Below are 25610 nucleotides of genomic sequence, written 5' to 3'. Positions count from 1 at the left end.
TAGCTTGCCGACGTGCCGATCATCCAGACGCGCAGCCTCGTGCTGCAGACCCATGCCTATAGCGACACGAGCAAGATCCTGCGTCTCCTGACGCTGGAGCACGGACCGCAGTCCGTCATGGCCCGTGGCGCGCTCAGGCCGAAGAGCCGCTTGTCGGGAGTGCTGGAGCCCTTCGCCGACGGCACGGCCATCTTCTACCTGAAACCCGATCGGGATCTCCACACCCTGTCGGGCTTCGAACTCATCCGCGAGCGCCAGGCGCTCGGTCGCGACCTGCGACGCTACGCGGCCGCCAGCGTGCTGTGTGAACTGGTACTGCGACTGGCACCGGCGGAGCGGGATCTCCTCCTGTTCGAGACGCTCTCGGCCGGGCTGGATGGACTGGTCGAGGCGGAAGAACGGCAGGTGGGAGGCAGGGCCCTCGCTGCAATCTGGAGGCTGGTGGAGGTCCTGGGCTTCGCACCCGATTTGTCAGACTGCTCGCGATGCGGGGACCCGATGGACGCCCGCGGAGGCCGGCTGGACGTGCGTGAAGGCGCTCTCCTGTGCGACCGGTGCCTGCCGGGTGCCGGCGCCCTCTCCCCGGAGGAGATTGACGAGCTTCGACGGCTGGCAGGCGGACATCCGACGGCATCCACGCCGGGGCGGGATCAGTTCGACCTTCTCGTGCAGTTCATTCGTCACCATGCGACGGAGGGAATCCGGCTACGGTCTCTCGAGTTCCTTCTCGCCGAGCAGCTGCCGTGAGCCGCGCCCTCATCGTTGGTACGGCAGGGCACGTGGATCACGGCAAGACGGCACTGGTGCGGGCTCTCACGGGAGTCGAAACGGATCGGTGGGCCGAAGAGCGGGAAAGGGGCCTGACGATCGACATCGGCTTCGCTTCGCTCGCCGTACCCGCAGGCATCGAAGCAGGCCTGGTGGATGTCCCCGGGCACGAGGACTTCGTCAAGAACATGCTGGCGGGCTGCACGGGGGTGGACGTCCTGCTTCTCGTCGTGGCCGCCGACGAGGGACCGATGCCACAGACGCGTGAGCACTTGCTGATCGCCGGGTTGCTGGGCGTGACCGAAGGTGTCGTGGCGCTCAACAAGGTCGACAACGTCGATGGCGAGTGGGTGGAACTCGCTCGGGAGGCGACGCGCGAGGAGCTGATGCGGACCCTCGGTCACGATCGTTGGCCGATCGTGGACGTCTCTGCGCGCACGGGACACGGACTGGGCGCGCTGGTCGAGCAGATCGAGCAGGCGGGGGAACGAGCCCCTTCGAGGGACGATCACGACCTCTTTCGCATGCCGGTGGACCGCAGCTTCACGGTCAGGGGGGCGGGCACGGTGGTTACGGGGACGACGTGGAGCGGGTCGGTCCGGGTGGGAGACCGGGTGCGCATCCTCCCGACCGATCTATCCGCCCGTGTGCGGTCTCTGGAAACGCACGGCAGGGAGGAGGAATCCGTCGGACCGGGACGCCGCTGCGCGATGGCGCTCGTTGGAGTCGACGTGGGAAACGCGGGCAGGGGAAGCGTCATCGTCTCCGACGAGGCCTGGCGCCAGAGCACGCGGCTGGGTGTGCGAATCGAGGTGCCTTCCGTATCGACCCGGGCCATCGAGCACGGTCAGCGCGTGCGCCTGTACCTCGGCACTCGTGAAGTCATGGCCCGGACGCGGACCGTAGACCGAGGACCCATTCCGCCCGGGAGGGTCGGTTGGGCCGTCCTTCACTGCGAGGACGTCATCGAGGCCCGGGTACGGGACCGGTTCGTGTTGCGGTTCTACTCCCCGGTGACCACGGTGGGCGGTGGAACGGTATGCCGACTCGATCCCGGGAGGACGTGGCGCAGGGAAACGGGGCACTGGGAAGCCCTGATCACGGGCTCGGGAGAAGATGCCGTTGTCGCGGCGCTCCGTCTCGCGGGAGGAGTCGGCGTGGCCTCCGCCGATCTTCCCATCGTGACGGGACTCTCTCCTCGAGCCATTGCCCACATCCTCCGCGGGTCGGACGACGGGGTCGAGTTGGGGGAAAGGTGGTACGATGCCGAGGCGGCGGCGGTCGCGGCCGACGCGGTCCTGTCTTACCTCGGCGAGGCGCATCGCCGCAGACGCCGGGAGTCGACGATTCCGCTGGAGTCGCTTCGCGCGGGGCTCTCGTCCCGCTATTCGCCCGATCTTCTGGGACACGTCGTGAAGGAGCTGGCGCGAGCCGGAGTCGTCGAGGTGGACGGCCCCGGGGTCCGGCGGGCCGACCACCGTGTGGAGTTGAGTCCGGCCGAGGCTCGGGCAAAGCGACGCCTGCTCGAGGTCCTGACCGCGGCAGGACTGGCTCCCCCCGATCCCTCGGAGCTGGCAAGAAGTCTGGACCTGGATCGCAACCTGCTGAACGATCTTCTGGGACTACTCGAGGAGAAGGGAGAGATCGTAAGGATCAGCCCTGAGATCTACGTGACACGCGCCGAGGAGGAGCGGGCGACAAAGACCGTGCGAGAGATCGCGGGGCGGAACGCCGCGTCTCCGGGAGAGTTCAGAGCCGCCCTCGGGCTGACTCGCAAGCACCTGATCCCGCTTCTCGAGCACATGGACAGAAGAGGCGTCACGCGACGCACGGCCGAAGGAAGGACCGCTGGCGACACCTGACCTGCGATCGAGCCCTCAGTCCACGTAGTACAGGAAGCGACCGCAGTGGTCGCACACGCCGAGCGTGTCGTTTCGAGTGGCCTCTGACGACCAGGCCGTAGGCGTCGCCACGAAGCACCCGTAGCAGATTCCATTCAGCACGGGCGCGACGGCCCGGTCGAGTGTCGAAGCGAGGTCTCGATACCGGCGCTCGATCGGCGGCTCGAGGCGGCCGGTCAATTCGCCGATCTTCTCCTCGAGCAGCGCCAGCGCCTCGGCGGGTTTGAGGTCGAACACGGCTTCCTCCACGTCGAGAAGCTTCTGATCGTGAAGGCTGCGACGCTGACTCTGGAGGTCCTGCAGCTCCAGCAGGATCTCAAGCTGCGGGTGCATGGATCAGACTCCCTTTTCCTCCAGGAGGGCGATGAACTCCTCGGGGGTTTGGATCTCCGCGAGCTTCTCCGGGACATCGGGCTCCTTGCCGAACTGGGCGATCCTGCCCAGCACGGGAAGGTACTGGTTGGATACCTCGAGGGGCGGAGCGACGATGAGGAAGACGTGCTGCACCGGCTTCTTGTCGATCGCGTCGAAATCGATGCCGGAGAGCTTGCGTCCGAAGGCTACCCGGAGCCGATTGACCACGAGAGATCGGCAGTGTGGGATGGCGATGCGCCGTCCGATTCCGGTGGATCCCAGGTTCTCCCTTCGCTTGAGCATCTTGAAGAGGATGCCCCTGGACTTTTCGTCCAATCCCAGCAGCCCCACGAGCTCGCGGAGGGCCTCGTCCTTGGTCTCGGCTGCCAGGTCGAGATTGATCGCCTCGAGGGTAAAGAAATCGCGCAGTTGCATATATGTCCTCTCCTGGTCGAGCACGGCGGCATCGACCCGGGCGTTCACGTGTCGGTGAGCCCGATGAGTATATTCAAGTGGCCGAAACGCTGTCAAAGGACGCGGGGGAAAGGGCGCACAGGGTGACGGCTCGATTGACGGAACCTGGAAGCCAGCGTAGTGTGAAATACACGTGAGGGCTGCCGCGGGTGGCCCTCACGTGCGCTTTATGGGCGTTGCTTGACAATCAGGGGGTGAATCAGATTCGACGTGTTTTCGGATCCTGAGGTAGCGTGCCGAGGTTCCCGGGACCTCGTGAAACACCGGGAAAACACACAACTGCCAACGACAACTTGGCTCTGGCTGCGTAACCACGTAGCCCGTTCCCCGGGCGGCCCGCCCGAGGCGGCAAGGGGAGCGACGATGATTCGGGCTGGCTCACTCAGCAGGCTACGGGCTGGATGAGCGAGAAGGCGAAAGCCGAGTGGCTGGCTGCGGGCGGCGCCGTCGAGGAGCCCTGTCAGCGGTGAGATTCGATCCTCGAATACGCACGTAGAGACCGAAGGGGAAGGCTTCGCGGACCCGGGTGCGATTCCCGGCACCTCCATCGATACACCCGCGCTCCGGCTGTGCCGGGGCGCGGCGTTTTTCATTATTGGGCCGTCGTGGCGGTTGCTTGCCGACGGGCGACCGGGGCGGCCTTGTGGACCCGGCCACAAGGAGATTCGTACCGTGCTGGATGAACTTCTGGAGCGCTTGAACGGCGAATCGGAGGCACTGCTTCACGAGTTGAACGTGACGCTCCCGCGGGAGATCGAAAAGGCGGTCGCACAGGGAGACCTCAGCGAGAACTCCGAATACACCGCGGCGCTGGAGCGGCAGCAGTTCGTCCGCGCGCGACTCGATCACATCTCGCGTCGCCTGGGGGAACTGAGCGACGTCGATCTGGAGCAGATCCCGGCGGATCGAATCGGCTTCGGATCGAGGGTGGAGGTCATGGACCTGGACGATGAGTCCGTCGAGCAGTACACCCTGGCTTTCGGCGACTACCTCGACTTCGAGAAGGCCGAGATCTCGATGGCCTCGCCGATCGGCAAGGCGCTTCTCGGCAAGGCGCACGGCGACGAGGTGGAGGTGCCCCTGCCGAACGGCCGCATCCGGTATCGGGTCCTGACGTTCGAAACCCTGCACGAGCTCGGGGAATCGCAGGACTGAGCCTGCGGGCCGCGGCGCCTCAGAAAACCGATATCTCGGGGACGTAGCGGGACGGATCGACTCTCACATCCTCGAGGATCGCGTTCAGTTCGACCAGGGTGCGCAGGAGTTCTTCATAGAGCTCCGGGTCCTCGATCAGCCGTCCCGCCGACCCCTCGCCTGCCAGGAGCCCCGCCAGAAGGGAATCGGCATGGGTGACTGCGCCGGTGAGCTCCCGGTACAGGCTGTCGGATCGGACCAGCTGACCCAGGGTTCCCTCTCCTTCCAGAACCGTGCGCGTGAGGGTGTCGAATCGGGCGACCGCGGCCCGAGCCGCCGTGTAGAGCGTGTCGTCCTGAAGGATGCGCATGAGATTGCCCTCGGGTGCGGCAGCGGAAGCCACGAGGGTATCCAGGCTCTCGGCCAGCCGCACCATGTGGTCGTACAGTGCATCATCGACGACGAGACGTCCGAGGGTCCCCTCTCCCTCCAGTAGCCCCTCCGTCAGAGCCGAGAGGTTCCTGGCCACGTCCGTCAGGTCCCCCACGGCCGCGGCGCCTTCGGCCAGAAGCGCATCGTAGTCGAGGGAGGCGGCGGCAGGCACCGTGTCGCCGGGCTGTAGCACCGCGGCCTCGGAGCTTCCCGGCCGAATATCGATGATCCGGTCGCCCAGCAGGCCCTGCGTGCGCACCTGTGCCCGGGAATCGGATCGAATCTGGTCCCGGACGTCGGTGTTGATCGCCATCCAGATCGCCACCGCGTCTCTGCGCCCCTCGCGCTGATCCGGCGGTATGAACCGTATTGCGTCGACCTGTCCCACCGTCTGCCCGGCCAGCTGGACGGCGGCCCCGGGAACGAGACCGGAGGCCGAGCGAACGAGCGTGACGAGTCGGTAACGCTCTCCAAATACGTGCCCCGTGTCGCCGACCAGAAACACGCCGAGCGACAGGATGGTCAGGGCCACAAGGATCAGCAGCCCGACCCGGACCTGTTCCCACGTAACGGCTGCGCCTCGTCTCAATGCATCTCCCGCCGGTTCCGCACGGGCTTGCCCGCGGCATGAATCCTATCGCAGAAACTCTCGCACGTAGGCGTCCTCGGATCCCACCATCTCCTCCGGCCCTCCGACGAACGCGAGCCTCCCATCCGACAATAGAGCCACCCGGTTGCTGATACGGAAGGCCGAACGGATGTCGTGAGTCACGACGATGGAGCTGACGTCGAGCTCGCGCTGGAGCTTCATGATCAGATCGTTGATCGTCCGGGTGGTGATCGGATCGAGTCCGCTCGTGGGCTCGTCGTACAACAGCAGTCGCGGCCGATGGACCACGGCCCGAGCGATGCCCACGCGCTTCTTCATCCCGCCGCTGAGCTCCGCCGGTAACAGGTTCGACACCTGATCCGGCTCCAGGTCCACGAGCAGCAAGGACTCCCGCACCCTGCGCCCGATCTCTTCCTCGGAGAGATGGGTATGCTCGTGCAGGTAGAAGCCCACGTTGTCGTACACGGTGAGGGAGTCGAAGAGCGCGGCCTCCTGAAACACCATGCCCATGTTCCTGCGAACCGCCAGTACCTCCCGTAGCGGCGCCATCGATACGTCCGTGTCCTCCACCAGGACCGCACCGGAATCCGGAGCCGACAGGCCGAGAATGAGCCTGAGAATGGTGGACTTGCCCGCTCCCGAGCCACCCAGAACGGACAGGGTCTCTCCCTTGTGCAGGTCGAGGCTCACGCCTTCGAGGACGGAGTGGTCACCGAACGCCAGGTGAACGTCCTTGAGCTCGACAACCGGTCCCGACAGGTACGGAGCGGGGCCCTCGTCGCCGAGATCGGCAAGTGCTTTCCGCACCTCCTGACGGAGATCCTTCCGCATCTGGGAGTCCCAGAGGTCCAGCGAATCTCTCCGGTTCATTCGATCAACAGCGCGATCAGCATCTGGGTAAGGAAGTAGTCCGTGGCCAGGATGAATATGGAAGTGGTCACCACGGCCCTCGTCGCCGCCCGTCCCACTCCCTCGGTGCCGCCGGTGGTCTTGATGCCGAAATAGCATCCCGTGAGGGCAATGATGGCCCCGAAGAACACGGGCTTGAGCAGGCCGCCGAACAGGTCGATCGGCACGTAGCGGAAGATGAATCCGGTCTCGGACAGGGTGAGGTACACCGAGCGCATGTACAGGTCCACCGTCAGGTCCAGCTTGACGACCGCGATCAGCATGCCGCCGAGAACGGCCACTACGTCGGTGACGATGGTGAGCAGAGGGAGACAGATCAGCGCGGCCACGAAACGGGGCACGACCAGCTTCCGCACCGGGTCCACGCTCATGGTGTAGAGGGCGTCGATCTGCTCCGTGACCTTCATGGCTCCGATCTCGGCCGCCATGCCTGATCCCGCCCGCCCGGTTACCATGAGAGCCGTGAGGACGGGGCCGAGCTCCCGGACGGTACTGGCCCCCACGAGTCTCCCGATGTAGATGGTCGCACCGAACTGCTTCATCTCGACGGCCGACTGCAGGGCCAGCACCATACCGGTGAACAGACCGGTGAGGATCACGATCCCTATGGACCCCACACCAATCGCGTCCATCTGGATGACCACATCCCGTGCATAGAACGGTCGGGAGAGGCTGCCGCGGATGGATCTCCCAAGAAGCAGGAAATACTCCTGCGTGTTGAACGCCCAGCCCTTCAGAGTCTCGTTGAGAAAGTGCAGAGGGGTGCGGGCCGTTTCGCGCAAGCTCATGACGGGCTGACCCTCTCCCGGGCTTTGACTCCCCAGCGTCCCGCGACTAGTTTCGCGCGCGCGGGTCCTGCCCGGCACGAGTGCAGCGGAGACGGCAGGACCGTGACTTCGACGCCGCTTTCCTGCGGCGGACTGTCCTCGCGGCAGGTTACCCGGGATCCACAGCGGACGCAAGACGAGAACGTGTCTCCAGAGCCTCCTCACGTGAACTACGAGCAGACCAGGCGATTCCTGGATCACGCCAGCGAAGGGCGGGTCCTGGTCGTCGGTGACGCGATGCTGGATGTGTACCTCACGGGTTCCGTGGATCGCGTGTCGCCCGAGGCCCCGGTGCCCGTCGTGCGTGTGGAATCGGAGCGATCCGCCCCTGGAGGCGCGGCCAACGTGGCCATGGGAGTAGCGGCGCTCGGGTGCACCTGCCGCCTGGTGGCCGCCACGGGAGAAGACGATACGGGCAACGTGCTCGGGGATCGCCTCGAGGCTGCGGGCGTCAGTCGAGCCGACCTCGTACCGGTCCCCGATCGCCCCACCACGCGTAAGACCCGAATCGTGGGGCGTCAGCAGCAGATGCTGCGCGTGGATCACGAAGATCCGATGCCTCTGGAAGGAGAGGCGCGGGCACGCCTGGCGGGGCGGGCCATGGAGGCACTCGAGTGGGCCGACGCACTGGTGATCGAAGACTACGACAAAGGGGTTCTGCAGAGCGAGCTTTCCAGGGCGCTCATCGCGCGGGCTCGAGCGCGTAAGATCCCGTCGGTCGTGGATCCCAAGCTGCGGCACTTCTTCGACTTTCCCGGGGTGACCGTCTTCAAGCCGAACGCGAGGGAGCTGGCGGCGGCGCTCGGGCTGGAGCGGGCACCCCGGGACGAGCACACGCTTCAGCCCTTGCTCGATCGATTGGGGTGTGACTGTCTCCTCCTGACCCTCGGTGATGAGGGCATGCTTCTGGTCGAGCCGGGGAAGGACACGCAGCTGTTGCCACCCGAGACCCGCGAGGTGTTCGACGTCACGGGGGCCGGGGATACCGTCACGGCCGTGCTGGCGGTAGGTCTGCTGGGAGGCGCAGGGGTCCGCGAAGCCGCGTATCTTGCCAACCTGGCCGCGGGGATTGAAGTGACCCGTCTGGGAGCGGTGCCGGTGACGCGCGCCGATCTCCTGGAGGAGGTTCGAGGGAGAGACGCGAGTTCATGAGGGCGCGGAACGGATAACACCACGGGAGCACAACGATGCCTACCGATATCGAGATCGCACAACAGGCTACCCTTCGTCCCATCGTCGATGTGGCTGCAGAAATCGGACTGACCCCCGATGACCTCCGGCCCTATGGCCACACCATGGCCAAGATCACTCCGCAGGCCCTCGAGGGAAGAGATCCCCGCGGACAGGTCGTGCTCGTCACCGGCATGACGCCGACGCCAGCGGGGGAAGGGAAGTCCACCGTCGCCGTGGGACTGGCGCAGGCGCTCCGACGGCTCGAGCGGAGCACGATGCTCTGCCTTCGCGAGCCCTCGCTGGGGCCCGTGTTCGGCATCAAGGGCGGAGCCGCGGGTGGCGGGTATTCGCAGGTCCTACCGATGGAAGAGATCAACCTGCACTTCACCGGAGACTTTCACGCCATCACATCGGCGCATTCTCTCCTTTCCGCCGTGTTCGACAACAACCTGCAAAGAGGGAATTCGATCGGCGTCGACACCCGCAAGATCAACTGGAAGCGGGCAATCGACATGAACGATCGGGCCCTGCGCAACGTCGTCATCGGGCTGGGGGGGCCGATGCAGGGCTTGCCGAGAGAGGACGGGTTCACGATCACGGCGGCTTCGGAGATCATGGCGATCTTCTGTCTCTCCACCGATCTGGAGGACTTCGAAGCGAGGGTATCTCGGATCGTCCTGGGCACTCGGCCGGACGGTTCGTTCGCCCGAGCCGGCGAGTTGAACGTGGACGGGGCGATGGCGCTGCTGATGAGGGATGCGCTGGCTCCCAATCTCGTGCAGACGATCGAAGGCGGTCCGGCCCTGATTCACGGAGGACCGTTTGCCAATATCGCTCATGGCTGCAACTCGCTCATCGCGACACGTGCGGGCGCTCGCCTGGCCGACATCGTCGTCACCGAGGCCGGTTTCGGCTCGGATCTCGGAGCCGAGAAGTTCTTCGACATCAAGTGTCGCATGGGCGAGCTGGACCCGAAGGCGGCCGTCATCGTTGCCACTCTGCGGGCCTTGAACCATCACGTGGCCGTGACCGGCGACGCGAACGCGGGATACGAGAACCTACTGGCCCACGTGGAGAACGTGCGGCAGTTCGGCGTTCCCGTGGTCGTCGCGATCAACCGGTTCTCCGACGATGCCGATGACGAGGTTCGCGCGCTCGCGGACGTGCTCGACCGGGCCGGGGTGCGGTATGCCGAGTGCGACATCTGGGCTCGCGGAGGGGAAGGGGGCATCGCGCTCGCGGAAGAGGTGCTTTCGACGCTGGACGAAGGCGATGCCCGCTTCGAGCCCCTGTATGAGCTGGATCTCGGCCTCGAAGAGAAGCTGGACGCCATTGCCACGCGAGTCTATGGCGCCGAGGGAGTGACCCTGACGGCGGCTGCGTCGAAGCAGGTGCCGCAGATCGTCGAGAACGGGCTCGGCGACCTTCCGGTCTGCATCGCCAAGACCCAGTACTCGCTCACTGATGACCCGAGCCGCCTCGGCCGGCCGACCGGTTTCGACATCACGGTCCGCGAGTTCCGGATTTCGGCCGGCGCGGGTTTCATCGTAGCCCTCACGGGAGACGTGATGACGATGCCCGGCCTGGCCGCCAGGCCCGCGGCCGAGGGCATGCGGGTGCATTCGGACGGGCGGATCGAAGGACTGTTCTGACCTTCGGGCCCATTTCTGACTCGAGAAAGGAACATCGGATGCGAGCGTGGCACACCAATCGGGCTCCGGCTGCCATCGGCCCCTACTCGCAGGCGGTGGAAGCCGACGGGTTTCTGTTCACCGCCGGTCAGATCGGATTGGATCCGGAGACCGGCGAATTCGCGGGCGGGGACGTCGAGACGCAGGCGCGCCGCGCGCTGGACAACGTCGGGGCGATCCTCGATCATGCCGGTCTGTCGTTCGGCCACGTCGTGAAGACGACGGTGTACCTGGTCGATATGGGCGAGTTTCCGAAGGTGAACGAGATCTACGCAGAATACTTCTCGGACCCGTATCCGTCGCGCTCCACCGTGGCAGCGGCGGCTCTTCCGAAGGGAGCGCGAGTCGAAATCGACGTGGTTGCGCGACGAGCCTGAGGTCGTGCGGCCGGGAGACGGTTCGACGCGACAGGGGGGGCGGATGGCGGCCGGTGTCGCCTGCGGTCTTCAAAACCGTTATGGGGTGCGAACAGCGTCCCGGGTGGGTTCGACTCCCACACGCTCCCGCCACCTCCCCGTGCTTCTGATGCTCCTGCTTCTGCTCACCGTCCCGGGACGAGCGACGGCGCAGGAACCCGTTTCCTCGGACTCCTCCAGTCTGGCAGCGACCGATTCCGCGGCCTCCGTCACAAACGCAGAGTCGCCGGTCGTCAGCACCGCACCGGCGCCGGCCGGCCCGCCGGTCAGTCCCATGGGGGCGTTCTTCCGAAGCCTCGTGCTCCCAGGCTGGGGCCAGGCGGCCGTCGGAAGACCCGTACGCGGCGCCTTCTATTTTGCCATGGAGAGCGCATCGCTCTGGATGCTGTTCAAGACCCAGGCGAAGTTGAGCTCGGCGGAGAGGATCGGAGACGAAGACCTCATCTCGTCACGTAAGGCTCAGAAGGAGGACTGGATCGTTCTGGCGGTCTTCTGGGCCCTGTTCTCGGGAGTAGACGCATGGGTGTCGGCCAATATGTGGGACTTCGAGGGCGCGATCGTCCCTCCGCCGGACGGATCGCCCGGTGTGGCGATTCAGTACTCCGTCCCCGTCGGAGGGCCTGAGTGAGCGAAGAAACGCGCGGAAGGGATGCTCCCGTCGGAGTGTTCGATTCGGGCCTCGGGGGATTGACCGTTCTCGGGGCGATTCGCGATCGCCTACCCTCGGAAGCCACCGTCTATCTAGGAGATACAGCGCGCGTACCCTACGGGCCGAAGGCCGCGGAGACGATCACCCGGTACGCGATCGAGGCGACGGACTTTCTGCTCGGCCTGGGCGTGAAGGCGATCGTCGTGGCCTGCAACACCGCCACGGCCCGAGCGCTGCCAGCGGTGGAAGCGAGGGCGGGGGTTCCGGTTCTCGGAGTGGTGGAACCAGGTGGCCGCGCCGCCGTGAGGGCTTCGCGTTCCGGCCACATTGGCGTGATCGGGACCCGGGGGACGATCGCCAGTCGGGCGTACAACGAGGTGATCCACCGGCACCGCCCCGAAGCGATCGTATATGAACAGGCCTGTCCCCTCTTCGTACCTCTGGTGGAGGAGGGCTGGGTCGATGACGACGTGACGGAACTGGCCGCTGAGCGCTACCTGCGGCCGCTCCTCGCGCGCGACATCGATACCCTGGTCCTCGCCTGCACGCACTACCCGCTTCTGAAGCCGCTTCTCAGTCGGGTCGCCGGATCCGACGTGGTGTTGATCGATTCGGCCCAGGCGACGGCCGAGGCCCTGGAAGAGATGCTCCGGGCCGGAGCGCTTGCCTCAAAGGGTGAGGCCCCGGGCGAGGCCCGCTACTACGTAACCGACGAGGCCGCGCGGTTCGACTCGCTGGCACGGAGGCTACTCGGCCAGGAAGTCGACCATCTGGAGACGGTCAGCGTGGATTCCACCGGTTGAGCACGATTTCGTCGGGCGAAACCCGGGCCCATGTGCAATGGTGCAGCCAGTCACCCGAGTTGAGGTAGAATCGACCCGGGCTGACCTCGAGCAGCTCCGGCCGGTGGCAGTGTCCGAACGCCACCAGGTCCAGCTGCGGGTCCGTGGCGAGCAGGTCCCGTGCGAAGTGACGGAGCCTGTCCGCCCGCACGTCGCTGCCCCGGTCATCCGGACGGTCGTGGCGGCTCTCCGTGCGGCTGACGAGCCGGATCAGTCGCGCGGACCAGTCGGGGTGGAGCTGCCGGAAGGCGGCTCGCGCCGGGCGGCTCCGGATCACGGTCTTGAGTGCCCGGTACCCCCAATCTCCCCCTCCGAGGCCATCGCCATGGGCGACGTAGGTCCGGCGACCGCCGACATCGGTCACGACCGGTCCCGCGACGAGCTCGATTCCGATCTCGTTCTCCAGGAACTTCCCGCCCCACGAATCGTGATTTCCTCCCAGCATCCTTATGCGTACGCCGGCTTCGACGATCTCCGACAGAACGCGGAGCACCTTGAAGTGTCGACTGAGGACCACCGTCTCGTACTCGAACCAGAAATCGAACAGGTCTCCGTTGATCAGGAGATCCGCCGTCGTCCCGGGCACCTGCGCGAGGAACTCCATCAGCGCACTTTCGTGCTCCGGGGGGGCGGCTCCCAGATGTGCGTCGGATATGACGACGGTGGACCTTTCCATGGCGCGAAGTATAGACTGCCGCTGACGAACGTGAAACGGCCGGGACGCGGTGAAGCCCCGGAGCCGGGAGGTTGGCGATGAGCCAGGACGCCGCCAGAGTCGAGCGAACGCGTTTGAGGGTTCGCTATGCGGAGACCGACCAGATGGGGCGGGCGCACCACATGGTGTACCTGGCCTGGTTCGAGCTGGGACGCACCGAGCTGATGAGAAGCGCCGGAGTCGCCTACTCGGAGCTCGAGGAGCAGGGGATCAGACTTCCGGTGGCGAACGTGGAGATCGAGTACCTGGGAGCGGCCCCCTACGACTCCCTGGTGGAGATCGAGACATCCGTGAGCGACGTTCGTAGCCGCACCGTGACCTTCTCGTATCACGCGAGACTGGCCGAATCCGCGGAGTCGCTGGCCCGCGGAACCACTCGCCTCGTCTGCGCCAACGAGTCCGGTCGGGCCATGCGGATCCCCGGCCATCTGTCCTCCGTTCTCCACACGCTCCTGCTCGAATCCGAGGCAGAGGAACGGTGAGACCGCGGCTCTCGCCGGGCGCCCCCGTTTTCTTGCTCGGGTCCTTCAGTGCCGGTAGCTTCCGCCCGGCCCGCGTCGCGGTCGTGTGGCTGGCTTTGACCGGTTGCGTGCATTCGATCGAAAGCGGACCGCCGTTGCGGGGCCCTGCGGCGGTGGCCGACCGGATGGCCGCCGTTGGAGGACGATCGGTTCCGGCGACCCTCAACTTCGACTGGCGATACGCGGACCGGCGAGGAGATGTCGGGGGCGAGGGAGTCGGGCGCTACAATCCCCCCGACAGCTTGCGCGTCGACCTGTTCACGTCCGGGGATGTCGCGATGGCGATCGCGGTGGCGGGTGACGAGCTCCGGAGCCTCGGCGAGATCGAAGATGTCGAGATCCCGGGTCTCGAGTTCGTCTACGCGATGGCGGGCCTGTTTCGTCCAGGAAGCGGGTCGCCGGAAGGATATCTCGCCGGGGCCGACTCGGTCCTCGTATACGAGACGTCGAACGACCGCCGGACCTACTACTTTGTTCGGGACGGCAGGCTCCGGCGGGTGGAGGAACGTCGGCACGGAAGTACCGTGCAGCGCGTGAACATCGACTGGGAGATCGGGGCGGCGTGGCCGGTCGAAGCGGAGTACCGTAATCTCGTCGAGCACAGCCGGGTCCGTTGGAAGGTCACCGAAGTCAAGTACGAGCAGGAGAGCCATCCGGCGTATGTATACGAGCTTCCCCCGTTTCCCTGACGTCCGGATCGCTCGCGGCCTGCTGATCGCGGCGTCGCTCGCCGGCGTGCTGGGAGGCTGCAACTATACGTTCGCAGGAGGGGGTGGCCTTCCGTCCCACATCAAGACGGTCTACGTGCCTCCGATCGAGAACCGGACCACCCAATTCGGTCTCACGCAGCCGTTCACCGAGCGTCTTCTGGACGCCGTTCGCGGCAATCTGGGTGTTCAGCTGGCAGCCGAGGGAGAGGCCGACGCGACCATCGTCGCGGAGCTCTCCCGTTACTCGGACCGGGCGATGAATTTTCAGGGGGTCGAGGACGTCGGCGCAGCGGTCTTCCAGCGGCAGGTGACCATCGTAGCCTCCGTGCAGATCATAGACCGGAGTCGTAACCAGATCATCTACAACGGCGCCTCGATCAGCGGAGACGGAGAATACAGTCCCGCGGATCCGGCTGGCGAAACCACCGGACAGGATGTCGCCTTGGACAACCTCGTGCAGAAGATCGTCGACGGAGCCCAATCTCAATGGTGACCCGGCGAACGGGCTCGCGCTGGAGGCAGCTCCGCCGACTCGCCCTTCTTGCCGGGGGGCTCTGGTTCGTGTTCGGTGGACCCCAGACCCGAGGGGACTCGGCCGAGGGCAGGGTCACGGGGCCGCAGGAGGCCGTAGCCGCGGAGACCACCCCGGTGGCCGTCGGCGTGTGGGTCGAGGCCCCTAACCTACAGGAGGCGACGGGTCACGAAGCGGGCGCCTCGGAAGAGCACGCCACGGATTCCGAGGCGGGAGAGGGCGGACACGGACCGCGGATCCGGGACGTGTTCTTCATTCTCATCGCCATTCTACTGTCGGGTAAGTTCCTCGGGGAACTCGTGGAGAGGCGCGGGCAACCGGCGGTTCTCGGTGAGCTCGTCGCCGGGGTGATCCTCGGCGGCAGCGTCCTCGGCATCATACCGGACGCCGGCACCGAGATGTATGAGATCATCCACGTCTTCGCCGAGATCGGCGTTTCGATACTCCTCTTCGAGATCGGACTCGAGACGGACCTGCGGGAGATGTTCAACGTCGGAAGGACCGCCTCGGCCGTTGCATTGATCGGGGTCGTGGTTCCGTTCGGCCTCGGGTTTCTCTACTGGTACTTCGCCAACCCGGCCATCGGAGTTCACCCGGAGGGGATCAGCTTCGCCATCGTGGCCATCTTCGTCGGAGCGACGCTCACGGCCACGTCGGTCGGCATCACCGCTCGAGTGCTCTCCGACCTGGAGCGCATGCACACGTCCGAGGCCCGGATCATCATCGGGGCCGCGGTGATCGACGATGTGCTGGGGATCGTCATCCTGGCCGTGGTCGCCGGACTGGCGTCGGGGGCCGCGGTCGGCCTGTTCGCGATCAGCAAGATCTTCGTCTTCGCGGTGGGCTTCCTGGTGCTCGCCGTACTGATCGGAAACCGGTTTGCTCCGGTCCTGTTCGATTTCGTGGATCGAATGAGGGTGAGGGGCGTTCTCCTCGTCACCGCGTTCTGCTTCGCGCTCGGGGTGGCGGCCCTGGCCGACTGGGCGGGGTCGGCGATGATCATCGGCGCCTTTGCCGCCGGCCTGGTGCTCTCTTCCACCAATCAGTTCGACTCCGTGGTCGAGAAGATCGAGCCCGTGGCCGACGTCTTCACGCCGATCTTCTTCGTGGTGGTGGGAGCTCCGGTCAACGTGCACCTGTTCATTCCGGGATCGACCGACTTCGACCTGGCGGTTCTCATCGTGGGCCTCATCCTGACCGCGATCGCCATCGTCGGTAAGCTAGTGGCAGGTCTGGCGGTGCGTCGGGCCGGTGTCAGCAAGATCGTCGTGGGCGTCGGAATGGTGCCTCGCGGCGAGGTGGGGCTCATCTTCGCGTCGATCGGATTGACCGCGGGCATCCTGTCCGGAGCCGTCTACAGCGCGATCCTCATCATGGTCATCCTGTCGACGTTCATCGTCCCGCCGGTGCTCAAGCTGCTCTTCGCTGCCCACCCGCAGCCGGCTGCTCCGTCGGTGGACGAACTGGAGGACACGCATTTCTGATTCGTCTGATCCGGCACTTCCGGACAGCTCCCCGGGAAGCGTCCCCGATCCGGCTCCGATCCTGGATCGATCGGAGCTACTGAGGCGATTCGGGCGGCCGCGGGAGGGGCGCCTCGTTTTCACGAACGGGGTGTTCGATCTGCTCCATCGGGGCCACGTCGCATCGCTTCGGGCGGCTCGGGCACTGGGCGATCGGCTGGTGGTTGCCGTGAACTCGGACGAGTCCACCCGCCGGCTCAAGGGATCGACCCGGCCGTACCAGTCGCAGGAAGACCGGGCTTCGCTCCTCGCGGCGCTGCGCTACGTGGATGGGGTCACCATCTTCGACGAGGACACACCCGAAGCACTCATTCAGCAGCTCCTTCCCGATGTGCTGGTCAAGGGAGCCGACTACGACGAGTCGGAGATCGCGGGGGCCGCCGCCGTTCGAGCGGCAGGCGGAACGGTGGTGCGAATCCCACTCGAACCCGGGCTCTCGAGCTCCGGTCTGGTTCGCAGGATCCAGGAAGCGAGAGCGGCTCCGAAGTAGCGCCACGTTGCGCCGAACGGGGAGCAGCGCATAAATAGCTACGCCCCGCCGGCGACGCGCGTCGGCGGGCGCCGTCGAGGGCACGGAGCACCGGACGGCATGCGCAACCGGAGACGACGAGTGAGCCAAACGACAGGGCCGGGAAGCGGGGCCTCGCCGGAGACCCCGCGGGTGGGGAGCAACCGCTTGCGAGACCTGCTCTCGCTGACGAAGCCCCGCATCACCTTCATGGTTCTCATCTCCGCCGGGGCCGGCTTCCTGCTGGGCACCGGGGGGACGCCGGACGTCCGAGCCCTGCTCGTCGCCTCCCTCGGCATCGGCCTCGTGGCGGCGGGAACCAGCGCCCTCAATCAGGTCATCGAGCGGGACATCGACGCGCGAATGATCCGAACGCGGGACCGGGCCCTTCCGGCGGGACGGGTCACGGCTCGCGCCGGCACCTACTTTTCGCTGGCTCTCTGCATTCTCGGCCTCCTCGTGCTCGTCGCATGGGTCAATGGTTTGACGGCTCTGCTCGGTCTGATTGCGGTCCTGATCTACGTGCTGGTCTATACTCCTCTGAAGCGGGTCTCCTCGCTCTCCACCATCGTGGGCGCGATTCCCGGGGCCCTTCCCATCCTCGGGGGCTGGACGGCGGCGACGGGGTCTCTCGGTCCCGGCGGCTGGGCGCTGTTCGGCATCCTCTTCTTCTGGCAGCTTCCTCATTTTCTGGCACTCGCCTGGATGTACAGGGAGGACTACCGAAGCGGGGGTCTGAAGATGCTGGGGGTGGCGGACCCGGAGGGCCGACAGACCCGACACCAGTCGGTTCTCTATGCGATCGCGCTGCTCCCGACGACGCTGCTGCCGGTGCTGCTCGGGATGTCGGGGGAAGTCTATGCCTTCGCGGCTCTCCTCCTCACGGCAGCCTATGTGCTGAGCGCCCTTCGATTCGCCCTCAGAGGAAGCTCTCTCACTGCGCGAAGCCTGTTCCGCGTTTCCTTGCTTTACCTGCCCGTCCTTCTCCTCGTGCTGACTCTCGACATGGGGCCACGTCCGATGCCGGATTCGACCCATGCATCGGTCTCCCTGACGGCCAAGCAGCCGCTGTCGCCACGGTAGGGTGGCTATCGTGGCAGCCCGGACGTACCTCCTGGCCACACGCAACCCGCACAAGGCGAGAGAGATTTCCGGGCTCCTCGCCGATCTTGATGTCGAGGTGATCTCGCTGTCCGAGGCGGGAGTCTCTCCGCTGCCCGGTGAAGATGCGGTCGAGACGTATGAGAGCTTCGAGCAGAATGCCCTGGCGAAGGCACGTTTCTATCGCTTTCATACCGGGCGGCCCCTGATCGCCGATGATTCCGGGCTGTGCGTGGACGCTCTGGACGGAGCGCCCGGGGTCCGCTCTCGCCGGTTGGCGACCGATCACGGCATGGCGGGGCCGGACGAAGATGCGGCGAACAACGAGTGTCTTCTGCGCTTGATGGAGAGCGTTCCGGATTCCGAACGGGGAGCGCATTACCAATGCTCGCTGGCCCTGGTCGAGGAAGGTCGTTCCCTCGTCCTGACCGGCAGGCTCCATGGCCGAATCGGTCGAGAAGCGCGAGGTGACGAGGGTTTCGGCTACGATCCGCTGTTCTACGTTTCAGAATACGGACGAACCGTGGGAGAGCTCCCGCCCGAGATCAAGGCCTCGATCAGCCACCGAGCCGCCGCGGTTCGTTCGCTCCGCCGGTGGCTTCACATCGATCCATGAAGACAGGAGTGACCATGAGCATCGCCCGGCGAATCCATCGATCCCACGTTCTGCTCGGCGCCCTCCTCCTGCTCGCGACCGGCGGAAGGTCATACGCGCAGGAAGCTCCCACGGCCGACCCGAAGGATGTCGAGTCCGTCGACGCCATCATGGCGGCCGTGTACGACGTCATTTCGGGCCCCGCCGGAGAGGAGAGGGACTGGGACCGAATGCGGTCGCTCTTTCTCCCCGAGGCCCGCCTCATTCCCTCGTACATGAATCCCGAGGGCGAGATCGGAATCCAGTACCTCAGTCTGCAGGACTGGATCGATCAGGCCACCGGTTGGTTTGCGGAGAACCCGTTCTACGAGGTCGAGATTCACAGGGTCGAGGAGCGGTACGGCCACATCGCGCATGCCTTCAGCACGTACGAGTCCCGCAACGAGCCCGCTGGAGAGCCATTTGCCCGGGGTATCAACAGCTTTCAGCTTCTTCACGACGGGCAGCGCTGGTGGGTGGTGAACATTTACTGGCAGGGCGAGACGGATTCGGAGCCCATCCCCGCGGCCTACCTTCCCTGAGTCCGGGGGCACGCGGTTCGGCACCGGTCGCGCCGCCTGTGCAACCGGGGGACGCTGATGCGTCATCCGGGTTGGACCGTCTCCCTGTCGGGCCGACCGCACTATGTTCAGCGTGCCGGGCACGATCCCGCTGAACGAGGAGAGGCTTGGGTACCGACTGGGCGAAGGTGTTCGAGGAGACGTACGAGGAGCTCGTCCGCTTTCTCTACCGGCACGTGTGGGCGGAGGACCGTGCACACGATCTGGCCCAGGAAGCTTTCGTTCGCGCCCTGCGTCACGAACCGGAACAGCCCCGGGCGTGGCTCTTCTCGGTGGCACGCAATCTGGCACGCGATGAAGCACGGACCGCGCAGCGTCGGCGTCGTCACCTCGAGCTCGTTCGGGTGGAGCAGGGCGGCGCGACGGTTCCGGACTCCGGCGCGGAGATCGAGAAGAAGGAGCGCCTGAAGGCAGTTCGCGAGGCTCTCGATACCCTGGGGGATAGAGACCGTGAGGTCCTGCTCCTCTGGGATGCGGGTCTGAGCTACGATGAAATCGCGGAGCAGACAGGACTGGCCCGGGGGGCGATCGGCACGACGTTGTCCAGAGCGAGGAAGAGGCTCGTCGAAGCGTTCGAGAGGGGGGAGGGCTGAATGAAGCACCTCTCGGAAGGGGAGCTGCACGGCTGGCTCGATGGGGCCGTAGAGGAAGCCGAGGACGCAGAGTCGATTCGGAAGCACCTTGCCACGTGCGCGGAATGTGCTGCCCGACTGGATCGAGAAAGCAAGGTGCGGGACGATGCCGCGGCCATCCTGGCTTCTGTCGTCCCGGACCGAGGGGGACCTCCGTTCGAGGCGATCGAGGAAAGGGCGCGAGGCTCCGTTTCCAGAGCCGGGAACCGCTGGCGCTCGGTCCAGCGCCTTGGTTGGGCAGCCAGCATCATGCTGGCGCTGGGAGCCGGGTGGATGGCGCGGGCCCTGCTTGTCGAGAAGGGCTGGACGGACCCGTTTCACGCAGGAGCACCCGCCGAGATCGTGCTCCAGGCGGAGGTGGAGCCCTCCGTCGAATCGAGGGCCGAGAAGGCGTCGGAAGCGGAGAGAGCGGATCGCGACGAGGGCCAGGTAACGGACGTCCGAGGTGACGCTGCCAGCCGGATCGATAGCGCCGCGGAGGGAAGGCGGGGCCAGCCCGAAGTCGAGGCGAGGGCTCCGGCTCCCGAGGCCGAAGAGGTCGCGGAGCCCTCGGCCGAGGCCCTGAGAACGCGGAGCCGAGTGGCGGAGGTGGCGATCCCGACCTGGCACGACCTACCCCTTGGACTCCCGCTTCCGCTGCCCATGGCGGCCACGGGGTGCTATCGATTGGAGTTCTCATGGTCTCCCGGAGTCGGGTATGTCCCCGGAGATCTGGAGCTCACAGAGCAGCCTGCGCCCGGTCGTACCGGCTCTCCCGTCTTCGCCGTCGTCGTTCCCGGCGGTGCCGTGGCAAGACTGCAGGAGGCGATGTGGGGCGTCCCTGACCGGGATTCGCTCTGGGTGCAGCTGATCACGGCCCCCGAACAGGAGACTCTGACGCTCAGACTCGAGAGGACGGGCTCGGACTGGGTCGGTGAGGGCAGGGTGAGAGATCCCACCGGCCGGGGCGGTGAGAACAGGGGCCCGGTACGGCTCGTCCGAATCTCCTGCGACATCCAGTGAGCGACCTCGGCGCCCATGGTGGGGAGTGGCGGCGGCGCCTTCTGGCCGCCCGACAGATCTACGAGGGAGTGTACGTAGCTCCCTACCGGGCCTCGATTCACAGGGAGTACCTGCGGCAACGGGACCTCCTCTTTTTGCTCGCGTTCTCCGATCTGCTCGGCGTCCCGAGCCCCCTGCACCTCTACACGCTGGAAATGCTGCCCGAGATGCTCGAGAACTTCCACGAATGGCATCGACGATTGGGGTTGGAGGAGGCACCCGAGGGAGGTTTCCGGTGCTGCTGACGGAAGGAGCGAGCCGGTGGATGGGTTCGGGCGGTGCGATGTCCCGACCGCTGGTCTTCTTCGGTGGCAAGGGAGGGGTCGGGAAGACCACTCTGGCAGCGGCGTGGGCCCTTCAGTCGGCCGCTGACGGGTTCCGGACACTTCTGGTATCGACCGATCCGGCTCATTCCACCAGCGACGTGCTCGGTCGACCTCTGGACGACGAGATACGTCTGGTGACGGAGTGCCTGTGGGGGATCGAACTCGATCCCTCTACGGAGGCGGAGAGATACATCAGGGAGGTCTCGGACCGCATCAGCCAGGCGATCCCGCCCCGCTTGAACCGTGAGATCGAGTCACAGCTGGACTTCGCACGTGCCTCGCCGGGCGCCGAAGAAGCCGCGCTGTTCGATCGGTTCACTCGCCTGATCGATGAAGAGGGCTTCGACCGGATCGTGTTCGACACGGCCCCCTCGGGCCACACGCTCCAGCTGCTGACACTTCCCGAGCGGATGGCCGCGTGGGTCGAGTCTCTGGTCGCGCAGCGGCGGAAGGTCTCGGCGCTCGGAAAGATGTGGCGGCGCGTGGATGGGGCAGCCGCCGGATCCGAGGGACCGGGCGGGGACGTCGTCCTGGCGGCCCTGGAGGAGAGGCGGACTCGCTTTGAACGCATCCGGGACGTTCTTCGTGATCGGGATCGCACGGCCTTCGTCTTCGTCACGACCGCCGAGCGATTGCCGGTGGCAGAAACCGAGAGGGTCGTCGCGGCCCTGGGCAGTGCCGGAATTCCGGTGGGAGGAGTGATCATCAATCAGGTTCTCCCCGACGGGTCCGAGGATCCCTTTCTGGTCCGTCGGAAGGCTCGCGAGGCCTCGCAGCTCCTCGAGATCCAGAAGAAGTTCAGCCGGTGGCCGATCGCCCGCATGCCGCTCCTCGACCGGGATCCCGTCGGCCGCGAAGAACTGCTCGATTTCCTCTCCCGGCTCAGGGGTGACGGGCCCGAGGAGGAACGTTGAGCGCCATCCTTCTGCTGGTCATCGGGGCCGCGGCTTTCCTGACCGGGTACCGTATCTACTCGAGGTACATCGCGCGCCACATCTATCGCCTGGATCCGGACTTCGTCACCCCGGCGCACGAGTTCGAGGACGGCGTGGACTTCGTGCCCACGAATCGCCACGTGCTCTTCGGCCACCATTTCACCTCCGTGGCCGGCGCAGCGCCGATCGTCGGCCCGGCGATCGCCGTGATCTGGGGCTGGCTGCCGGCGTTCCTCTGGGTGGTCCTCGGAACCGTGTTCGCCGGAGCCGTGCACGACTTCGGTACGCTGTGGATCTCGACTCGGCACAAGGGCAATTCCATCGGCACGCTGGCCGAGTCCATCGTGGGAGACCGGGCTCGTGTCCTGTTTCTCCTCCTCATCTTCTTCCTTCTCCTCATGGTGAACGCGGTGTTCGCCGTCATCATCGCGAACCTCTTCATGAGCAATCCGGGAGCCGTTCTGCCGGTATGGGGAAGCCTCGCGGTTGCGCTGGTGGTAGGCTTCCTGATCTACAGGACCGGTGCGGGCATTCTCGTTCCTTCCCTGGCCGCTCTCGCCATACTCTATCTGCTCATCTGGTTGGGGCAGTACGCGCCCTTCACGCTTCCGGACCTGTTGGGTCTGGCGCCGACGGCGGCCCAGATGAACGCGGCAGGAGGCGATTCCGCGGCGGCGGTTGAGGCGGCGGCGCGCGACGGCCAGAGGGTCGGCTGGATCATCATCCTCTTCGTCTACACCTTTTTCGCCAGCGTGCTGCCGGTCTGGCTTCTACTGCAGCCTCGCGACTACGTAAACGGGCACCAGCTGTTCGTGGCACTCGGCATCATCGGACTCGGGGTCCTGGTCACGAATCCGACCGTCGTGGCTCCTGCCGTGAACCACCATCTCCCCCCGGACGCACCTGGCTGGTTTCCGCTGCTCTTCATCACGATCGCCTGCGGAGCCATCAGCGGGTTCCACGGACTCGTGGCCTCCGGAACGTCCTCGAAGCAACTCGATCGTGAGCCGGACGCGCGGTACGTCGGATACGGGGGCGCCCTGGGGGAAGGGGCTCTCGCGCTGACGTCGATCCTGGCGACCACTGCGGGGTTTGCTCTCTTCGTGGGCATCGACGGCTGGCACGCGCACTACGGCAGCTGGGCCGCCGCTTCATCGGGGGCTACGGCTGCCTTCGTCAACGGAGTGGGGGTGCTGGCGGAGGGACTCGGAATCCCGCACCGGGTGGCCACGATCTTCGCCGCCGTCGTCGTCATCAGCTTCGCGGCCACGACGCTCGACACCAGCGTTCGACTTCAGCGGTACATCATCGCCGAGCTGGGAGCCGAGTACCGTATCCGCACGGTCCAGAACCGGTGGGTGGCCACCTTCATCGCCGTGTCGACGTGCGCCCTGCTGGCGCTCGGGCTCGACCGGGGCGCCGGTGGGATGCGGCTGTGGCCGCTGTTCGGGACGACGAACCAGCTCCTCGCGGGACTCAGCCTGCTCGTTCTCACGCTCTTTCTGCTGCAGCTCGGACGGAAGGCCTGGGTCACGGCCGTTCCGATGATCTTTCTGCTCTTCATCACGACCTGGGCGATGACCCTCAACCTCGTGCGCTTCGCGGCGGAAGATCAGGTTCTTCTCGTGGTGGTCGGAGGCGCGATCTTCGTCCTCGAGATCTGGCTCCTCTTCGAGGGGGCGGCGGCGTTCAGGCGGCTCGGCCTCGGCCGGCCGGATGCCGACACCCGAGAATTCGACTGACCTGCTCCAGATCCACAAAGGCGCCAGGCCGGGCCGGGCGGCATCATCGCTCCGTTAAGCGTTCGGGCCCCGTCGATTGTCCATGGGGGGAAGATCCATCGGGGCCCCGATGGCGGGTGGAGGACGACGGGAGGAGCGGGTATGCGACGTGTCGAGACTTTGAGGATTCGGACGGCTGTGGTGGGCATCGGGCTTCTGGGAGGTTCCTTGCTCGGGGGGGCTCTCCGGCCCGCTCAGGCGCAGACGGGTGACATGCCGCCCGTTGCGGTGTCGACGTTGACGGACACCCTGCCCGGGGCGGTGGGTGGCCTGACCGTGGACAGGGGCGGGACCCTCTACGTGGCCGATTTCGGTGACCGGATCTGGAAGGTCACGATGGCGGGGGAGGTCAGCGTCCTCACGGATGGCATGTACGGAGCCTCGGGTAATGCCGTCGACTCGAAGGGGCGGATTCTGCAGTCGAGCTTCCACGGCGACTTCATCGCGAGGGTCGAGCGCGACGGGCGATATGAGATCTTCGCAGAGGGTCTCGAAGGGCCGGTCGGCATCGCCATGGGAGCATCCGACACGGCCTACGTGGTCAACTGCCGGGGCAATTCGGTTTCGCGCGTCTCACCGGACGGCGAGGTCGAAGCGTTCGCCTCGAGCGATCGGTTCAACTGCCCGAATGGAATCACGAGAGACCCGGAGGGGAATCTCTACGTGGTCAACTTCAGCGACAGTCGCATGCTGAAGGTCACGCCCGAGGGAGAAGTATCCGAGTTCGCCTTCATACCGGGCAACGGCAGCGGGCACGTGACGTATGCCGGAGAGATGCTATACGTGACGGGCTTTCGTTCGAATCGGGTGTATTCGGTCACCCTCGACGGCGACGTCGGCCTTCTGGCCGGATCGGGCAGCTTCGGTCTGGTCGACGGTCCCGGGGATGAGGCGAGCTTCGCCACTCCGAACGGGATCGCGGCCAATCCGCAGGGCACGATCCTGTACACCAACGACTATCTTCTGCCGTTCAGGGACCGCGGGAAGCTCTCACCCCTCAGCGTGGTACGGCGCATCGAGTTGCCGGGACTCACCGCGACGCTTCTCACCGCTCTGGATCACGGGGGCATCACGGCGGCAGAGGCCGCGTACGACACGTACCGGCAGCGGCACCCCGGTTTTACCGGATTGGAGGCCAACGCTCTCGGCTACCGCCTTCTCGAGGAGGGAAGAGTGGACGCCGCGGTGTCCGTGTTCCAGTGGAACGCGCGGGACTACCCGAATCAGTGGTGGACCTGGGACAGCCTGGGGGATGGATATCGGGCGGCGGGAGAAGTCTCCAAGGCCATCGAGGCTTTTTCGAAATCGCTTGAGTTGAATCCAAGTAACGACAATGCTCGGAGCATGTTGGATGAGCTAAAGCCTTGATCGCTCCGGGTCGGTCCCGTCTGCGCGTCTTCTCGTGGCTGCCGGGACCGGGTGTTCTCGTGTCCGCCGACGGAAGTTGTCCGCACCCTCGGGCCAGGGAATGGCGTCCTCCGTCCCGCCGTGTCATCTTCGGTTGCTGTCGCGGAGTTGTCGTCCACAGGGAGCGGTGATGTCCGAGATCTTGTCGCTGCTGGCCATCGTCGTCGTGGTGGTGGTCTGGAGCCGATACGGCTGCGGGTGAAGGAAACGCTGACCCGCCGGAGGCGGGTGCACGGATAGACACACCGGGGAGTAGCTCAGTCCGGCAGAGCACTGGCTTTGGGAGCCAGGGGCCGCGGGTTCAAATCCCGCCTCCCCGACTGAAAGGCGAAAGCTGCAGCTTCGTTCGAGGATCGCATCGGCCGCGGGTGGCTTCGCACGCGGACGCGTGCTCAGGGTCTCGGCTGCGCCTCGACGACAAACCCCGCCTCCCCGACTGAAAGGGCAACGCTGCGGCTTCGGCCCGCCGGATCGACCTCTCCG

At 65.9% G+C, this 25610-nt stretch carries 28 protein-coding genes, 2 tRNA genes and 1 other RNA gene; 25 read left to right on the top strand and 6 right to left on the bottom strand.

Annotation, left to right across the window (positions count from 1 at the left end; all coding sequences use genetic code 11):
• Nucleotides 1–12: 12 nt before the first annotated feature.
• Nucleotides 13–747, top strand: coding sequence for a DNA repair protein RecO (gene recO, locus AC36XV_RS06660; protein WP_492202896.1), 735 nt, complete (start codon nt 13–15; stop codon nt 745–747).
• On the top strand, nt 744–2630 hold the full coding sequence (selB, locus tag AC36XV_RS06655; protein WP_492202895.1) for a selenocysteine-specific translation elongation factor: 1887 nt from the start codon (nt 744–746) through the stop codon (nt 2628–2630). The genes recO and selB overlap by 4 nt, the downstream gene beginning before the upstream one ends.
• Before the next feature lie 15 nt (nt 2631–2645).
• Here the strand turns inward: selB and AC36XV_RS06650 are convergent, their stop codons facing one another.
• Together AC36XV_RS06650 and AC36XV_RS06645 are read right to left on the bottom strand one after the other, a co-directional pair.
• Nucleotides 2646–3002, bottom strand: a complete 357-nt coding sequence (locus tag AC36XV_RS06650) for a hypothetical protein (RefSeq protein ID WP_492202894.1) — start codon at nt 3000–3002, stop codon at nt 2646–2648.
• Nucleotides 3003–3005: 3 nt separating this feature from the next.
• Nucleotides 3006–3458 carry a PTS sugar transporter subunit IIA gene (locus tag AC36XV_RS06645; protein WP_492202893.1) on the bottom strand — a complete coding sequence of 151 codons (453 nt, stop codon included), beginning with the start codon at nt 3456–3458 and terminating at the stop codon, nt 3006–3008.
• Between the two features lie 229 nt (nt 3459–3687).
• Between AC36XV_RS06645 and ssrA the strand changes: the two genes are divergently transcribed.
• Nucleotides 3688–4047: a transfer-messenger RNA gene (gene ssrA / locus AC36XV_RS06640) on the top strand.
• A gap of 122 nt (nt 4048–4169) precedes the next feature.
• Nucleotides 4170–4652 carry a GreA/GreB family elongation factor gene (locus AC36XV_RS06635; RefSeq protein ID WP_492202892.1) on the top strand — a complete coding sequence of 161 codons (483 nt, stop codon included), beginning with the start codon at nt 4170–4172 and terminating at the stop codon, nt 4650–4652.
• Between the two features lie 19 nt (nt 4653–4671).
• Here the strand turns inward: AC36XV_RS06635 and AC36XV_RS06630 are convergent, their stop codons facing one another.
• From AC36XV_RS06630 to AC36XV_RS06620, 3 genes are read right to left on the bottom strand one after another with little or no spacing between them, the layout of a single operon-like run.
• Nucleotides 4672–5652 (bottom strand): MlaD family protein, encoded by a 981-nt coding sequence (locus AC36XV_RS06630; protein WP_492202891.1) that lies wholly within the window; start codon nt 5650–5652, stop codon nt 4672–4674.
• A gap of 45 nt (nt 5653–5697) precedes the next feature.
• The gene (locus AC36XV_RS06625; RefSeq protein ID WP_492202890.1) at nt 5698–6543 is read right to left on the bottom strand and encodes an ABC transporter ATP-binding protein; all 846 of its coding nucleotides are present in this window, start codon (nt 6541–6543) and stop codon (nt 5698–5700) included.
• Nucleotides 6540–7370: an MlaE family ABC transporter permease gene (locus AC36XV_RS06620; RefSeq protein WP_492202889.1), complete on the bottom strand. Its 831-nt coding sequence runs from the start codon at nt 7368–7370 to the stop codon at nt 6540–6542. The genes AC36XV_RS06625 and AC36XV_RS06620 overlap by 4 nt, the downstream gene beginning before the upstream one ends.
• A 102-nt stretch (nt 7371–7472) precedes the next feature.
• On the opposite strand from AC36XV_RS06620, the gene AC36XV_RS06615 reads away from it, so the two are divergent.
• The 6 genes from AC36XV_RS06615 to murI all read left to right on the top strand — a co-directional run bounded on the left by AC36XV_RS06615 (nt 7473) and on the right by murI (nt 12141).
• Nucleotides 7473–8561, top strand: coding sequence for a bifunctional heptose 7-phosphate kinase/heptose 1-phosphate adenyltransferase (locus AC36XV_RS06615; RefSeq protein ID WP_492202888.1), 1089 nt, complete (start codon nt 7473–7475; stop codon nt 8559–8561).
• A gap of 35 nt (nt 8562–8596) precedes the next feature.
• Nucleotides 8597–10234 carry a formate--tetrahydrofolate ligase gene (locus AC36XV_RS06610; RefSeq protein WP_492202887.1) on the top strand — a complete coding sequence of 546 codons (1638 nt, stop codon included), beginning with the start codon at nt 8597–8599 and terminating at the stop codon, nt 10232–10234.
• A gap of 38 nt (nt 10235–10272) precedes the next feature.
• Nucleotides 10273–10650, top strand: coding sequence for a RidA family protein (locus tag AC36XV_RS06605; RefSeq protein ID WP_492202886.1), 378 nt, complete (start codon nt 10273–10275; stop codon nt 10648–10650).
• Between the two features lie 35 nt (nt 10651–10685).
• Nucleotides 10686–10782: transfer RNA gene (locus AC36XV_RS06600), tRNA-Sec, on the top strand.
• 16 nt (nt 10783–10798) lie between these two features.
• A complete protein-coding gene (locus tag AC36XV_RS06595; protein ID WP_492202885.1) occupies nt 10799–11317 on the top strand; it encodes a DUF5683 domain-containing protein in 519 nt (172 codons plus the stop codon).
• Nucleotides 11314–12141 (top strand): glutamate racemase, encoded by an 828-nt coding sequence (gene murI, locus AC36XV_RS06590; protein WP_492202884.1) that lies wholly within the window; start codon nt 11314–11316, stop codon nt 12139–12141. Before AC36XV_RS06595 ends, murI begins: the two co-directional genes overlap by 4 nt.
• Here the strand turns inward: murI and AC36XV_RS06585 are convergent.
• On the bottom strand, nt 12119–12856 hold the full coding sequence (locus AC36XV_RS06585) for a UDP-2,3-diacylglucosamine diphosphatase (protein ID WP_492202883.1): 738 nt from the start codon (nt 12854–12856) through the stop codon (nt 12119–12121). The two genes, murI and AC36XV_RS06585, sit on opposite strands and share 23 nt — an antisense overlap.
• 77 nt (nt 12857–12933) lie before the next feature.
• Here AC36XV_RS06585 and AC36XV_RS06580 point away from each other — a divergent pair, with 77 nt between their 5' ends.
• From AC36XV_RS06580 to AC36XV_RS06510, 15 genes are all read left to right on the top strand, one after another.
• Nucleotides 12934–13377, top strand: coding sequence for an acyl-CoA thioesterase (locus AC36XV_RS06580; protein WP_492202882.1), 444 nt, complete (start codon nt 12934–12936; stop codon nt 13375–13377).
• 134 nt (nt 13378–13511) lie between these two features.
• A complete protein-coding gene (locus AC36XV_RS06575; RefSeq protein WP_492202881.1) occupies nt 13512–14105 on the top strand; it encodes a hypothetical protein in 594 nt (197 codons plus the stop codon).
• The gene (lptE, locus tag AC36XV_RS06570; protein ID WP_492202880.1) at nt 14077–14619 is read left to right on the top strand and encodes an LPS assembly lipoprotein LptE; all 543 of its coding nucleotides are present in this window, start codon (nt 14077–14079) and stop codon (nt 14617–14619) included. The genes AC36XV_RS06575 and lptE overlap by 29 nt, the downstream gene beginning before the upstream one ends.
• Complete coding sequence (locus tag AC36XV_RS06565; protein ID WP_492202879.1) at nt 14613–16142, top strand: cation:proton antiporter; 1530 nt, start codon at nt 14613–14615, stop codon at nt 16140–16142. Before lptE ends, AC36XV_RS06565 begins: the two co-directional genes overlap by 7 nt.
• A complete protein-coding gene (gene rfaE2 / locus AC36XV_RS06560; protein WP_492202935.1) occupies nt 16135–16671 on the top strand; it encodes a D-glycero-beta-D-manno-heptose 1-phosphate adenylyltransferase in 537 nt (178 codons plus the stop codon). Before AC36XV_RS06565 ends, rfaE2 begins: the two co-directional genes overlap by 8 nt.
• 120 nt (nt 16672–16791) lie before the next feature.
• Nucleotides 16792–17772, top strand: coding sequence for a heme o synthase (gene cyoE / locus AC36XV_RS06555; RefSeq protein ID WP_492202878.1), 981 nt, complete (start codon nt 16792–16794; stop codon nt 17770–17772).
• Between the two features lie 10 nt (nt 17773–17782).
• Entirely contained in the window at nt 17783–18406 is a 624-nt protein-coding gene (locus tag AC36XV_RS06550; protein ID WP_492202877.1) for a non-canonical purine NTP pyrophosphatase, read from the top strand.
• Between the two features lie 14 nt (nt 18407–18420).
• Nucleotides 18421–18966, top strand: a complete 546-nt coding sequence (locus tag AC36XV_RS06545; RefSeq protein ID WP_492202876.1) for a hypothetical protein — start codon at nt 18421–18423, stop codon at nt 18964–18966.
• Between the two features lie 146 nt (nt 18967–19112).
• On the top strand, nt 19113–19598 hold the full coding sequence (locus tag AC36XV_RS06540) for a sigma-70 family RNA polymerase sigma factor (protein WP_492202875.1): 486 nt from the start codon (nt 19113–19115) through the stop codon (nt 19596–19598).
• On the top strand, nt 19599–20639 hold the full coding sequence (locus AC36XV_RS06535; protein WP_492202874.1) for an anti-sigma factor family protein: 1041 nt from the start codon (nt 19599–19601) through the stop codon (nt 20637–20639).
• Nucleotides 20636–20923, top strand: a complete 288-nt coding sequence (locus AC36XV_RS06530) for a cory-CC-star protein (RefSeq protein WP_492202873.1) — start codon at nt 20636–20638, stop codon at nt 20921–20923. The genes AC36XV_RS06535 and AC36XV_RS06530 overlap by 4 nt, the downstream gene beginning before the upstream one ends.
• The gene (locus AC36XV_RS06525; protein ID WP_492202872.1) at nt 20914–21918 is read left to right on the top strand and encodes an ArsA family ATPase; all 1005 of its coding nucleotides are present in this window, start codon (nt 20914–20916) and stop codon (nt 21916–21918) included. Before AC36XV_RS06530 ends, AC36XV_RS06525 begins: the two co-directional genes overlap by 10 nt.
• On the top strand, nt 21915–23681 hold the full coding sequence (locus tag AC36XV_RS06520) for a carbon starvation CstA family protein (protein ID WP_492202871.1): 1767 nt from the start codon (nt 21915–21917) through the stop codon (nt 23679–23681). Before AC36XV_RS06525 ends, AC36XV_RS06520 begins: the two co-directional genes overlap by 4 nt.
• Nucleotides 23682–23822: 141 nt before the next feature.
• Nucleotides 23823–25088, top strand: coding sequence for a virginiamycin B lyase family protein (locus AC36XV_RS06515; RefSeq protein ID WP_492202870.1), 1266 nt, complete (start codon nt 23823–23825; stop codon nt 25086–25088).
• 285 nt (nt 25089–25373) lie between these two features.
• Nucleotides 25374–25447 (top strand) — tRNA-Pro (locus AC36XV_RS06510).
• The last annotated feature ends 163 nt before the right edge of the window (nt 25448–25610 follow it).

It is taken from the genome of Candidatus Benthicola sp., assembly GCF_058719085.1.
This window is presented reverse-complemented; position numbering and strand designations above follow the sequence as displayed.